The 13365-nt window shown below is 64.3% G+C and carries 10 protein-coding genes and 2 pseudogenes; 8 read left to right on the forward strand and 4 right to left on the reverse strand.

Annotated features, from left to right (window positions below; all coding sequences use genetic code 11):
- Positions 1 to 5: 5 nt before the first annotated feature.
- The 3 genes from prpF to OKW45_RS02315 are packed head-to-tail and all read left to right on the forward strand — an operon-like array spanning position 6 to position 2635.
- Positions 6 to 1193: a 2-methylaconitate cis-trans isomerase PrpF gene (gene prpF / locus OKW45_RS02305; protein ID WP_429465654.1), complete on the forward strand. Its 1188-nt coding sequence runs from the start codon at positions 6 to 8 to the stop codon at positions 1191 to 1193.
- Between the two features lie 10 nt (positions 1194 to 1203).
- A complete protein-coding gene (locus OKW45_RS02310; RefSeq protein WP_429465657.1) occupies positions 1204 to 1350 on the forward strand; it encodes a hypothetical protein in 147 nt (48 codons plus the stop codon).
- Between the two features lie 43 nt (positions 1351 to 1393).
- Entirely contained in the window at positions 1394 to 2635 is a 1242-nt protein-coding gene (locus OKW45_RS02315; RefSeq protein WP_429465659.1) for an MFS transporter, read from the forward strand.
- 13 nt (positions 2636 to 2648) lie between these two features.
- Here the strand turns inward: OKW45_RS02315 and copM are convergent, their stop codons facing one another.
- Positions 2649 to 3044, reverse strand: coding sequence for a CopM family metallochaperone (gene copM / locus OKW45_RS02320; RefSeq protein ID WP_429465661.1), 396 nt, complete (start codon positions 3042 to 3044; stop codon positions 2649 to 2651).
- 189 nt (positions 3045 to 3233) lie between these two features.
- Here copM and hmuQ point away from each other — a divergent pair, with 189 nt between their 5' ends.
- Positions 3234 to 3548, forward strand: a complete 315-nt coding sequence (hmuQ, locus tag OKW45_RS02325) for a heme-degrading protein HmuQ (RefSeq protein ID WP_018424703.1) — start codon at positions 3234 to 3236, stop codon at positions 3546 to 3548.
- Between the two features lie 129 nt (positions 3549 to 3677).
- Positions 3678 to 4685, forward strand: coding sequence for a zinc-dependent alcohol dehydrogenase family protein (locus OKW45_RS02330; RefSeq protein ID WP_026226572.1), 1008 nt, complete (start codon positions 3678 to 3680; stop codon positions 4683 to 4685).
- Between the two features lie 49 nt (positions 4686 to 4734).
- Here the strand turns inward: OKW45_RS02330 and OKW45_RS02335 are convergent, their stop codons facing one another.
- Both OKW45_RS02335 and OKW45_RS02340 read right to left on the reverse strand, forming a co-directional pair.
- The gene (locus OKW45_RS02335; RefSeq protein WP_429465663.1) at positions 4735 to 5358 is read right to left on the reverse strand and encodes an ABC transporter ATP-binding protein; all 624 of its coding nucleotides are present in this window, start codon (positions 5356 to 5358) and stop codon (positions 4735 to 4737) included.
- 128 nt (positions 5359 to 5486) lie between these two features.
- Positions 5487 to 6331 (reverse strand): annotated as a pseudogene (locus tag OKW45_RS02340) (shikimate dehydrogenase family protein).
- 557 nt (positions 6332 to 6888) lie between these two features.
- Between OKW45_RS02340 and OKW45_RS02345 the strand changes: the two are divergent.
- The gene (locus OKW45_RS02345) at positions 6889 to 8787 is read left to right on the forward strand and encodes an ATP-dependent metallopeptidase FtsH/Yme1/Tma family protein (protein WP_429465665.1); all 1899 of its coding nucleotides are present in this window, start codon (positions 6889 to 6891) and stop codon (positions 8785 to 8787) included.
- A gap of 200 nt (positions 8788 to 8987) precedes the next feature.
- Here the strand turns inward: OKW45_RS02345 and OKW45_RS02350 are convergent, their stop codons facing one another.
- Positions 8988 to 10112: an acyltransferase family protein gene (locus OKW45_RS02350; protein WP_429465667.1), complete on the reverse strand. Its 1125-nt coding sequence runs from the start codon at positions 10110 to 10112 to the stop codon at positions 8988 to 8990.
- A gap of 385 nt (positions 10113 to 10497) precedes the next feature.
- Here OKW45_RS02350 and OKW45_RS02355 point away from each other — a divergent pair, with 385 nt between their 5' ends.
- Positions 10498 to 11613, forward strand: a complete 1116-nt coding sequence (locus OKW45_RS02355; protein WP_429465669.1) for an OpgC domain-containing protein — start codon at positions 10498 to 10500, stop codon at positions 11611 to 11613.
- Positions 11614 to 11687: 74 nt separating this feature from the next.
- Positions 11688 to 13305, forward strand: a pseudogene (locus OKW45_RS02360) (tannase/feruloyl esterase family alpha/beta hydrolase).
- Positions 13306 to 13365: the final 60 nt, after the last annotated feature.

Here is a 13365-nt window from a genome sequence, read left to right on the forward strand (position 1 = left end):
CCTTCATGGCCCACCTTCCCCAGATCAAGATTCCGGCCACCTATATGCGCGGCGGCACCAGCAAGGGCGTGTTTTTCCGTCTGCATGATCTGCCCGAGGCCGCGCAGCGACCGGGCGCCGCGCGCGACGCGCTGCTGATGCGCGTGATCGGCAGTCCCGATCCGTACGGCAAGCAGATCGACGGCATGGGCGGCGCTACGTCGAGCACCAGCAAGACCGTGATCGTTTCGCGCAGCAGCCGGCCCGATCACGACATCGACTATCTGTTCGGGCAGGTGTCGATCGACAAGGCGTTCGTCGACTGGAGCGGCAATTGCGGCAACCTGTCGGCCGCGGTGGGACCGTTCGCGATCAGCGCGGGCCTTGTCGATGCGGGCCGCGTGCCGCGTGACGGCGTCGCGATCGTGCGTATCTGGCAGGCCAATATCGGCAAGACGATCGTCGCGCACGTGCCGATGAGCGATGGCGCGGTGCAGGAAACCGGCCACTTCGAACTCGACGGCGTGACCTTTCCGGCCGCCGAAGTGCCGCTCGAATTCATGGACCCGGCCGCCGACGAAGAGGGCGCGGGCGGCGCGATGTTCCCGACCGGCAACCTCGTCGACGACCTGGAAGTGCCGGGCGTCGGCACGTTGAAGGCGACGATGATCAACGCGGGCATCCCGACGATCTTCATCAACGCCGAGGCGATCGGCTACAAGGGCACCGAGTTGCAGGACGCGATCAATAGCGACGGGAAGGCGCTCGCGATGTTCGAGACGATTCGCGCGCATGGCGCGCTGCGCATGGGGCTAATCAAACATCTGGACGAGATCGCGACGCGGCAGCACACGCCGAAGGTCGCATTCGTCGCGAAGCCGGTCGATTACGTGGCGTCGAGCGGCAAGCCGGTGCGCGCGGGCGACGTCGACCTGTTGGTGCGCGCGATGTCGATGGGCAAGCTGCATCACGCGATGATGGGCACGGCGGCGGTCGCGATCGGCACCGCGGCGGCGATCGCGGGCACGCTCGTCAATCGGGCGGCGGGCGGCGGCGAGCGTGAGTCGGTGCGCTTCGGGCATCCGTCGGGCACGTTGCGCGTCGGCGCGCAGGCGAGTCTGCAGGACGGCGAGTGGGTTGTCACGAAGGCGATCATGAGCCGCAGCGCGCGCGTGTTGATGGAGGGGTGGGTCAGGATACCGCAACAGGGCTGAGGCGGCGCTGATGTCGGTCAACGTCAGCGGCACGGAAGGCTATGTAGAGCAGGCCGCAGCACTGATCGCGATCGAACCGGTCGACGCATTGCTTAACGCGGCCGATGCGAACCGACGTGTCGTCTACAATGGCCGCTCGAAACGGCCGCTCCCATAACCACGCCCGGCGGCCGACTCAGTCCCGACGCAGAGGAGCCACGATGCAGAAAAGGCTGGACGCCGACGCAACGAAGTCCGGCGACGCGGCGCACGACATCGCGCGCGCGAGACGCGCGGTGCTCGTGATCGCGATTGCGCAATTGCTCGGTACATCGTTGTGGTTCAGCGCGAACGGCGCGATGCGCGATCTGCAGATCGCCTGGCAACTGAGCGCGTCTGACATCGGCTGGCTGACGAATGCGGTGCAGGCTGGCTTTATTGTCGGGACCTTGCTGTCGGCGACTACCGGACTCGCGGATCGCGTGTCGGCGAGCAAGGTGTTCGCCGTCTGCGGCGTGCTCGGCGCGACCTTGAATGCGCTGTTCGCGCTGTGCAGCAGCGGGCTCGCGTCGGCGCTCGTGTTCCGCTTCGGCGTTGGCGTCGCGCTCGCGGGCATCTATCCGCTCGGCATGAAGCTGCTCGTTACGTGGGACCCGCGCCGCGCCGCGCAGACGCTCGCGTTGCTCGTTGCGATGCTGACGCTCGGCACGGCCTCGGTGCATGCGATTCGTGCGTTGCTGTCGAGCGTGCCGTGGCAAACCGTGGTGCTCACTTCGTCGGGACTCGCGGTGATCGGCGCGCTGCTGGTGTTGGTGCTCGGCGAAGGGCCGCACGCGCGGCGCTCGGGCAACCGACGCTTCGGTTTGTCGGCGGGCGTCGGGCAGGTCGTGCGCATCAGCGAGTTTCGCTCGGCCGCGCTCGGCTATTTCGGTCACATGTGGGAGTTGTACGCGTTCTGGACGCTGACGCCGCTGCTCGTGCAGCGCGCGTTCGCGAGCGGGGCGCCGGCGACGCCGGGCACCGTCGCGTTGTGGTCGTTCCTGATCATCGCGATCGGCGCGCTCGGCTGCCTGTTCGGCGGCAGGCTCAGCCAGTCGGTCGGCAGCGCGCGCACCGCCGCGCTTGCGCTGACGACATCGGGCACGCTGTGCGCGATTTATCCGCTGACCACCGGGCTCGGCACCGCCGCGCAGCTCGGGTTACTACTCGTGTGGGGCATCAGCGTGATCGCCGATTCGCCGCAGTTTTCGGCGCTGTCCGTGAAGGCCTGTCCCGCCGACAAGATCGGCGGCGCGCTGACGCTGCAGAACAGCTTCGGCTTTTTCCTGTCCGCATGCTCGATCCTGTGGTCGACTAGCGTATTTCACGCGCTCGACGTGCGCGTCGCGTGGCTGCTGCTGCCAGGGCCGATCATCGGTCTGATCGCGATGACGCCGCTGTTGCGCAAGCAGCCACGCTGGTGATGCTTACGCTGCGTTACTTGCCGCCATGCTTTTCCTGCCAGCGCCGCATGAACGCGATCTCGTCATGCTGCGCCTTGATGATGTTGCGCGCGAGCCGCTTGATCTCCGGGTCCTTGCCGTATTTCAACTCCGCCTGCGCCATCTCGATCGCGCCCTGGTGATGCGGGATCATGTGCGCGACGAAATCCCGGTCGGCGTCGCCGGTGTATTCGGGGGCGCTCATGTCATGCATCATGCGCTCGTCGGCGGCCTTGAAGGCTTGCGTCGATGCGCCCGCGTCGGTATGCGCCGAATCCGCCATGTCCATGCCGGGCATCCCCTGATGTTGCGCGTGAGCGGGCAATGCCGCCGCCGCGAATGCCAAACCGCCGAACACACAGAGAGCGCGCAACGCGCGAACGTTTTTCATATTGATTTTCCGTTGTTGAAGAGATGGCGACGTGATCCGCGCGATTCTAACGGTCACGTCGGACATCGTGTCGCTTCCCACCGTGGTAAGGTCAAGCGAAGGCAAAGCAATGCACGCCTATAATGAAACGCGACCGGATGACCAATCCAGCATCATGGGCAGCATCACTCACTCAACGAGGCTGACAGCATGTACATCGCGATGAACCGCTTCAAGGTGGCGCCTGGCTCCGAGGACGCCTTCGAACATCTGTGGACCACGCGCGACACCCATCTGAAAGAGGTGCCGGGGTTCGTGGAATTTCATTTGCTGAAGGGACCGCGCAAGGACGATCACGTCCTCTATTCGAGCCATACGATCTGGCGCGACCATGGATCGTTCGAGGCATGGACGAAGTCCGACGCGTTTCGTGCCGCGCATCGCAGTGCCGGTAACGAAAACCGCGTGCTGTATCTCGGCCACCCGGAATTCGAAGGCTTCGAAGTCATCCAGACCGTCAAATAGCGCGGTGCTCGCGCGGCGCCTGCATGCCTGTTCGCATTCGCGCGGGCATGGCGCATGCACATCCGACGCGCATCGCGCGTTGACATCGAGCTGCTCACGGCAGCGCACCACTCACCAAGGATCGAAAACATGAAAGCCGTCAGAATCGGTTCGCCCGCCACAGTCGATAGCCTGCAAGTCGTCGATCTCGCCGATCCCGGTCAGCCCGAGGCCGGGCAGATTCGCGTGCGCATTCGCGCTAGTTCGTTGAACTACCACGACTACGGCGTCGTCTGCGGCAATCTGCCGGCCGAAGCGGGCCGCATCCCGATGGCCGATGGCGCGGGCGTCGTCGAAGCGGTCGGCGCAGGCGTGCGCGAATTCAAGGCCGGCGATCACGTCGTGTCTTGCTTCTTCCCACACTGGGAAAACGGTTCGCCCGCGATCGGCGATTTTTCGACCACCCCCGGCGACGGCGTCGACGGCTACGCGCGCGAAGTCGTCGTGCTGCCGAGCCACTACTTCACGCATGCACCGGCCGGCTACAGCCACGCCGAAGCGGCGACGCTGACCACGGCGGGGCTGACTGCGTGGCGCGCGCTGGTCGTCGATGGTCAGTTGAAGGCAGGCAGCAGCGTGCTCGTGCTCGGCACTGGCGGCGTGTCGATCTTCGGCTTGCAGATGGCGAAGGCGATGGGGGCGTCGGTGATCGCGACGTCGTCGTCGAATGCGAAGCTCGCGAAGCTGCGCGAACTGGGTGCCGACCATACGATCAACTATCGCGACAATCCCGAGTGGGGCAAAGAAGTGCGTCACATCACCAACGGGCGCGGCGTCGATCACGTGGTCGAGGTGGGTGGTCCCGGCACGCTGCCGCAGTCGATCACCGCATGCCGCATCGGCGGGCACATCGCGCTGATCGGCGTGCTGACCGGCCGCGCGGGCCAGGTGCCGACCGCGCATCTGATGGCGCGGCAACAGCGTCTGCAAGGGCTGATCGTCGGCAGCCGGCAGGATCAGATCGATATGGTGCGCGCGCTCGAGACCACTGGCATCAAGCCGGTGATCGACAGCACGTTCGCGCTGGACAAGCTCGCCGACGCGTTCCGGCACGAGGCATCGGGTGCGCACTTCGGCAAGATTTGTGTGGCGATCTGAGGATTCAACGCTCGCGCCCGGCCCGCATGACCCGCAGGATCGCTCTAGCTCAAATGCCCCTCGCGAGGTCCGCGAAACAGACACTCGTCGCCTCGCAGGCTTGCGTGAACGCTTCGTCGTAACTCGTGAAAAACACCGTGCGCGTCGTGCCGAGCGTTCTGAACAGCTCGGCGAGCGCCGCGCGCGCCGACGCGTCGAGTCCGCCGGCCGGTTCGTCGGCGATCAGCACGCGGGTTTCGCCGAGCGCGGCCGCCGTCAGAAACACCTTTTTGCGGCTGCCATACGACATCTGCTCGAAACGTTTGTCCAGATGCGGCGCGAGGCCCAAGCGTCCGGCGAGCGCGAGCACATCGTCGGTCAGCGCGGTGTGCCGCGCCGCCGCAACCTGCCGCAGATAATTGCGGCCGGTCTGATCGGGCCAGCTCATGCTGTCTTCCGGCACATACGTGAGCAGCGCTTGCGCGGCATGCGGCGCGGCGCGCAGCGAATGACCGCCGAGCCATACGTCGCCGCTGTCGGGTTCGAGCGCGCCGGCGAGGATGGCGAGCAACGTCGATTTGCCGCTGCCGGATTCATCGTTCAATGCGACGCAGCCGGACGTCGCGTCGAAGTGCAGTCCTTCGAACAGGACGCGGTCGCTATAGCGCTTGCTGAGGTTGTCGAATCGAAGCATGGATTGGCGCGCAGAGGGCGATGTGAACGCGGCGCAGGTTCGCGCCACGCCTCGTGCATGCCGTGTGGGATCTCCGGCACGGCAATTTCGCGCCAGTGTAGCAGCGCGCGCCTGGTTTCTTCGCGCCGTTACGCAGACGTCGGCGTGTTCAGAAAGAACTCCACCATCCGATCACACGCGCGTTCGAACATCTGCGTGCCCGTCACGGTCGGGCAACCGCGCGCGCGGCTTCGATCAGCGGCGTAAGTGGCGGTTTCGTTACGACATCGCCGACATAAGTCGTGGCCGGCAAGCGCGCGACGTCGATCGGCAACGAATCGCCCGCGCGCATGCCGAGCGGCGACGCGTTGACGACCACGTCATACGTACTCGGGTCGAGGTCGGCCGCCGCACCGCGCGCCGTGCCTCGGCCGAGCGCATTGAGCCGTGCGGTCAGCGAGCCGGTGCGTTCGACTTCGTTGTCGCGCACGTCGAGCGAGCCGACGCCGCGCTGAATCAGCGCATGGCCGATCGCCGAGCCCGCGCCGCCCGCGCCGACCAGCAGCGCGCGCTTGCCCTGTAGTTCGCAGTCCGCCGCGACGAGCGCCGCGACGAAGCCGGTGCCGTCGAACATGCCGCCATGCCAGCCGCCATCGGCGTTGCGGCGCAGCGTGTTGACCGCGCCAAGGAACGCGGCTTCTTCGGCGAGCGTCGCGCAATAGCTCGACGCGGCGAATTTGTGCGGCACCGTGATGATCACGCCGTCGACGTTGCGCATCGGCGCGATGCCCGCGAAAAAAGCCGGCAGATCGGCGGGCGCGACGTGCGCGGGCACCACCAGCGCATCGCGGCCGGCCGAACGCAACGCGGCGGTCACGCCGGTTGGCGAGCGCACCTGCGCAATCGGATCGCCGACGATGAAATACACGCGCGTCGCGCCGCTCAGACCCGCGTCGAGCGACGCCGCGAAGGAAGGGGTTTCAGCCCGCTGCATAGTCGAACCTCCTGAGTGCAGCGTAGGAAAGAACCGTCGATGCCGCGAACGGGTCCGCAGAGAACCGTCGCTCATCCGCCGGTATTGCCAGCTGATTCCCAAAATCCTGACTTAATCGTGGCCCATTTTCGGATCGTTTAGGTCCGTCTAAATGGCGATTTAGTCAGTAATTGTGACTGATTTTAATTGGGGTGCGGTTAGATATAGACATTTAAAAACACGCGCCGCTTTTTACGCTGATAAACTGTGCGCGGAGCCAAGGCGGCGACGCCTTACGCGCGCTTGCCGCGTCCCCTTCCGGCGTGTCGATGGCTGGATCGACGGTACAAAAAGGCCTTTTCCGCGGATTTGACAGACGCGTACCGCTGGCATACTGCCTTCGGCTAACGCGGTTCACCGGGACGCACAGTCCTTCCGAATTGTCTTTTGAGCCTCGCCGTGTGGCGCTTCGCCCCAGCCGATTTTCCGCAGACTCCGCCTCCGATTTCGACAGGTAATTTTGACAGACAGCTTGATTAAGTAAGGGCTTGTTCAAGTCCGCATTTTGGAAATGACTCATGAAGCCGGGAAACAATTCGCTTGGTAAAAAGCGCGCACGCAAAATTGCGGTGGCGGCGGTGGCGGTGCTGATCGCGGTGTTGGTAGGTTGGGGCGTCTGGTATGTCCAGCAACGCGCCGAGCTGCAGGCGCCGGCGCTGACCGGTATCGCGAGCCAGATGCGTCACGATGCATCCGCGTGGACGCATGCGGAGAAGGATGCGTCGACGATGCTGCGCGACATTCACGACACCAACGTCGCGGCGATCGGGGTGAGTCCCAACGCGATTCTGGTATCGCTGCATGACGGCTCGAAGTACTTCGTCACCGATCACAACGCAACCTTCTCGCACGCTCTGCTGCTGGGCGAGCGCTCCGACGCCGCCGCGTATCAGCTCGTATGGCTGCCCGACGTCGACATCCACAGCGACGGCGCACGCTGGACCCAACTGTTCGAACAGTTCCGCGACGCGCTGAGCGTGCTGCTGCCGCTCGCCCTGATCGGCGGCATGGCGTGGTTCATGCGACGCGAGATGAAGGGCGGCGCGAAGCTGCTCAGCGAAACACCGACGCTGCGTTTCGACGACGTGATCGGCGCGAACGAAGCGAAGGCCGCGCTCGCCGACATTCGCGGTTACCTGTCCGATCCGAAGCAGTTCTCGTCGCTGGGCGTGCGCGCGCCGTGCGGCATCCTGATGGTCGGCGCGCCCGGCGTCGGCAAGACGCGGCTCGCTCAGGCGCTGGCCGGCGAATGCGGCGCGAACTTCATTTCGATCACGGGCAGCTATTTCAGTGCGAAGTACTACGGTGTCGGTATCCAGAAGGTGCGGCACCTGTTCGAACTCGCGCGCAAGAACGCGCCGACGGTCATCTTCATCGACGAAGCGGACGGTCTCGCGAAACGAACCGATACCGGCGGCGGTCCGGTCGAAGCCGAAAGCAACCGAATCATCAACCAACTGCTCGCGGAGATGGACGGCTTCGAGTCGAACGAGGGCGTGATCGTCGTGGCCGCGACCAACCATCCCGACAATCTCGACGAAGCATTGCGCCGTCCCGGCCGTTTCGATCGCACGGTGCAGGTGCGTCTGCCGGATCGCGAGGATCGCGCCAAGATTTTCCGTTTCTACGCGCAGCGGCTGAAGTCGAAAGCGGCGGATATCGACTACGACCAGCTCGCGCGTTTGACGACTGGACTGTCGCCGGCCACCGTCGCGATGGTCGTGAATCAGGCGGGGCTGATCGCGCGCAAGGCGGGCGATAACGAAATCGCCGCGAAGCATTTCATGGAAGCGATCAAGATCGCGCGCATCGGCGACGTGAGCGGCGCCGAGCGCGCGCTCACCGACGACGAGCGCAAGCGCATCGCGGTGCATGAGGCGGGGCACGGTCTGGTCGCCGCGCTGCTTGACACCGGCGTGCTCGAGGAAGTGACCATCCTGCCGCGTGGCGGCGCGCTTGGCGTCGCGCTGATCACGAAGGCGCAGGACAAGCACCTGTACCGCGAAACGGAAATCCGCAACGAAATCCAGGTGCTGCTCGGCGGACGCAACGCGGAGATTCTGATGTTCTCTGAAGCATCGAGCGGCGCCGCGTCGGACTTGCAGGAGGCCTCGCGTATCAGCCTCGACATGGTGTCGAAGTTCGGCTTCAACAGCGACGGCGATTTGTTCAGTCTCGCGGCGCTGCCGTCGCAGTACGCGGGCCTGCAAATGAAGAGCGCAATCGAGCATGCGAACGTGCTGCTCAAGGAGCTCAACGAACTTTGCTACGGGCTACTGCGCGCGTACGAGCCGGTACTGCGCGACATTTCGGACCAGTTGCTCGAGCACGAGACCGTACCCGGGGACACCGTTTATCGGCTCATCGCCGAGCACAAGAGCACGCTGAAGATCGTGCACGAGCCCGCGGCGGCTTGACGGGCCAGATGATGCGCTACGCGAAGTCCGACGATCCCGGGTCGGGCGGCATCGCTAGAAAGCGCCTCGCGCATCGTGTTCTTCTTTCGTTTGGCCGGTTCGGTCCTGTGGAGTGCGTCAGATGAGGCGCGGCCGGGTGGTGACGCCGAATGATAGCGTGAGGCGCGTAACCGGATAGATCGGCGACCTGGTTCGATCTTTCAGGCTACGTCGGAAGCGACGTTCTCCGCCGCGTTCAATACCGATTCGCCACGCGTCTTCACTCGCAGAATCGGCGCCTCGATCAATCGCCACGACAGCACCGCAATGCCAAGCGAAATCGCAAACGACGCGACGATGCCAAGCATATGTGCCCACATCGGCACGCTGCCGTCAAACAACGCCTCGGCGTGACGGTTACGCGTCAGATCGGGGATCAGGTTGTGATACAGATAGAAGCCGTAACTGATACGCCCAAGACCGGCGAGCCAACGCGTCTGTAGCAGACCCATCACGGCAGCATTGCGGCAACACGCGATCGAAGCCACCAGCGCCGCGATACCGATCCCGTACGTTGCGCTGATCGCAGTAAACAGCAAGGGATCGTCGAGCATGTTCCACTTCGGCTCGGCCGCGCACAAACCGATCACGACCAGACTCAGCGCGAACAGCGTCAGGCCATGACCGAGCCAGGCACGCACGCGGCCGCGATCGTCCTCGATCACCAGACCACCGATGCCGCCCAACGCGAGCAACCATACATTGCTCAACGGGTGCGTATAGATCGTGATCTCATCCCAATGCGCGGCGCGCATCGCGAACAGCGCGGCAAGGCCGAGCGCCACGATCGCCCAACATGCCGCTCGATGTCGCCGTGTCGCGAGGAGCAGCAAAAGCGGCGCCACGACGAGATAGAACTGCTCCTCGATCGCGAGGCTCCACAAGTGCGAATAGCGGCCCGGCCAGTAGCGCAGCACCGAGCCGATCCAGAAGTTGGACAAATACGCGAAGTGAAACGGCATGCCGCTCGCCAGTTCCGGATTCGCGAGGCCGAATGCCATCAGCACGCACATCACGACGAGCATCAGGTAATAGATCGGAAAGATGCGCACCGTGCGACGAAACAGAAAGCGTCCGAGTTCGGTGCGGAAACCGCTGTCGCCCTCTTCGATGCGCGCGCGCCGCGACGACAGGATGCCGATGATCAGGAAGCCGCTCAGCGCAAAGAAGATCCACACGCCGAGATGCCCGATTTCGCCGATGTCGCCGAAGAGTCGATGCTGCAGAAACACCATCAGCACGGCGATCGCGCGCAATCCATCGAATCCGGCAATTCTGTTTTTCATAAACCTCTATTCGCAAAGCGGCGGAAAAGCACGAAAACATCGTACGGGGAAAAAATGCGAAAAAAATCGCAGCGCGGGTTCGATGATTTATTTTCGAGGCTCGCGTCCATCCATGAAGACGGGTGTCCCTGTTCCGTGCATGAAAAGCCGCAAAACTTTCCGCGTGTTCGCTAAAGACGCGCCGAGTATTACCAGTCGCCAACGACTCCATTTCAGATAGCCGTTGTGAAAAGCGAACATTAGAGGCGACTCGTCAGCGCCTTCGCCTGCGTCATAGGTGATGCATTGAACGATTGGGTCTTTTGTTGTTCGCACAGGACGGCACGCTGATGCGTGGCCATTCACGTTCTTGCGTGCCGCCAGCGCGCATTCTTCGAGAAGACGAATGGAAACCCCAAGCCGTGGCCGTGGACGATCGGTCGAAGTCGATTTCTTTCGCGGTGTCGTGCTGATCGTCATCGTGCTCGATCACATTCCCGGCAGCACGCTATCGCATCTGATGCTGCACGCGTACGCGTTATGCGATTCGGCCGAGGTGTTCGTGTTTCTCGGCGGCTATGCATCGGCGGCGGCGTATACGGCGGTGCTTGCGCATCGCGGCGAACACGCGGCGCAACTGCGCTTCGTCAAACGCTGCGGGGAGATCTATCGCGCGTATCTGTTGACGGCGATGCTGACGCTCGTGTCCGGCGCGATTCTCGCGCTGCTCGATCTGAACCGGCCGATGGTAGAAATGACCGGCTGGCCGCCATTCGCGTTGCAGCCATGGCGTCAAGCATTCGATATCGCGCTGTTGCGCCGGCAACCGTATCTGTCCAGCGTGCTGCCGATGTACGTGCTGTTCGCGCTATGCGTGCCCGTGATGGTGCCGCTCGCGCGCCGCTCCGCATCGCTCGCGCTCGCGGCGAGCGTCGCGGTGTGGGCCGTCGCGCGGCCGCTTGCCGCGTTATTCAGCATTGACGATGTCGCCGACTGGGCTTTTAATCCGTTTGCGTGGCAGCTGATGTTCATGCTCGGTATGGTGTGCCGCGTGCAGCCGATCAGCGAACGTTTTCATGCGAGCTATGCCGCGCAGTGGCTCACGCGCGTCGCGGTGGTCGCGGTGCTTGGCTTCGCGATGGTCAAACTTTTCGTGCTGACGCAGCCATTGCCCGGCACGCACAAGCAGAATCTTTCAGTGGAACGTGTGATCAATTTCATCGTCATCGCGTGGCTCGCCGCCCAGTTCGTGCGGATGGGCAGTGTCGCGTGGCTAGCGAGGCGGCTGCCCGCCGTCGTGACGGTGGGGCGCACCGGACTCGTGTGCTTCGTCACCGGCACGCTCGTGTCGTTGATCATCGACACGGCGACACCGCACACGTTTCACGGTTTTCGCGCGGTGCTGGTCGGGCTCGGCGGCGACCTCGCGGCGATCGGCGCGCTGCTGATGATCGCGCGCGGCTGGAGCGGCTGGAAAGGGCAGCAGTCGGGCGCACAGGCGAACGGCGCGGGTTGCGGATGACACGAGGCGAGCGCCGCGGGCGCATCACGACCACGATGCGCACGACGCGCAAGCTCGTTGGACTTGCAACCGTGATGAGCGTCGTCGTGCTCGCGTGGCTCGCGATGCATCGCACGGCCGCGCAGGCCAAAGAGACACCGTTCGCGATGCACTGCGCGGAGTTCGCGGGCGCGGTGCTGTCGCCCGAATTGATCGAGATGCCGACGGCCGGCGCGCTGATCGAAAGCGCGGCGATGATCGGCGCGACCGCGCCCGGCAATCAGCAAGGCGGCGAGTATTGCCGCATCACGGGCCGCATCAAGGCACTGAATCGGACGACACCCGACATCCGCTTCGATCTGAATCTGCCGCGTCGGTGGAATGGCCGTGCGTTGCAGATCGGCGGCGGCGGGTACAACGGCGTGGTTGTCAGCGGCACCGGCGTGATGCCGTTCTCGCCGGATCGCGCGCCGCTCGCGCAAGGCTACGCGACGTTCGGTGACGACTCGGGGCATGTCGGCGATTCGTCGCTCGCGGCGTTTGGTCTCGTCGATGAAGCGGTGACGAACTTCGGCTACGCGCATCTGAAGAAAACCCATGACGTCGCGCTCGCGTTGATCGCGCACGCGTACGGCAGGCCGCCGCAGCGCATGTATTTTGCCGGCGGCTCGACGGGGGGCCGCGAAGGCTACACGGTGATGCAGCGCTTCCCCGACGACTACGACGGCGTGATCGCCAATGCGCCCGCGCTGAATTTTTCCGGCGTGCGGCTGATCGGCGTGAAGCTCGGCCAGGCCGAGTACGGTACGCCGGGCGGCTTCGTGCCGCCGGCGCTGCTCGAACGCGTCTATCAACGCACGCTCGAGGTATGCGACCGGCTCGACGGCATGGCGGACGGTATCGTCAGCGACGTCGAAGCATGTCGCGCGCACGAAGCGAAAATTATCGATTCGCTGCGTTGCGCGCTGCGCCCTTCATTTGACGATGCGTGTCTGACCGACGCGCAACGGGCCACCTTGCTGGCGATGCGCGACGGGCTGTCGCTGCCGTATCGGCTCGCGTGGGACGTGAGCGGCTATCGCGGCTACAACGTGTTCCAGGGCACGCAACTGACCGGCTCGCTCGGGCTCGCGCATCAGCCGCGGCGTCAACCGGTGCCGACGTTCTATGCGAACGGCTATCTGTTCGCGCAAGGCGACGGCTATCTGCGCTACTTCGTCGCGCGCGATGCGGACTTCGATTCGTTGACGTTCGATCCGCAACGCCCCGGCAAATATCGCGCGCAACTGATCGCGCTGTCGGGCACGATCGGCTCGATGAATCCCGACCTGTCGCGTTATATCGCGCGCGGCGGCAAGCTGATCACGCTGCAGGGTCTCGCCGACGAAGTGATCAGCCCGAACCAGACGATCGCATATCACGACGCGCTAGTCGCGCGTTTCGGCAAGGGCGAAGTCGATCGCTTCATCGCGGCTGTACATGGTGCCGGGGTTTCAGCATGGCAACGGCGTGTTCATTCCATCGGTCGATCTGCTCGGCGCGCTCGACGCGTGGGTCACGCGCGGCGTCGCACCCGAAACGCTGATGGCCACAGATCTCGCCGCGGCGACGAATGGACGCTCGCGGCCGCTGTGCCGCTATCCCGGGTTTCCGCGCTATGTCGGCAGAGGCAATGAAAATCTGGCGAGTAGTTTTGTCTGTGCGCAGCCCTGAGGTCTGAGTCGTCGCAGCGCCTGTTTGACCGGCGAGCCGCGCAAGAAAACGGCGACGCGG

This window comes from Paraburkholderia lebeckiae (assembly GCF_050436225.1).
GTDB lineage: Bacteria > Pseudomonadota > Gammaproteobacteria > Burkholderiales > Burkholderiaceae > Paraburkholderia > Paraburkholderia tuberum.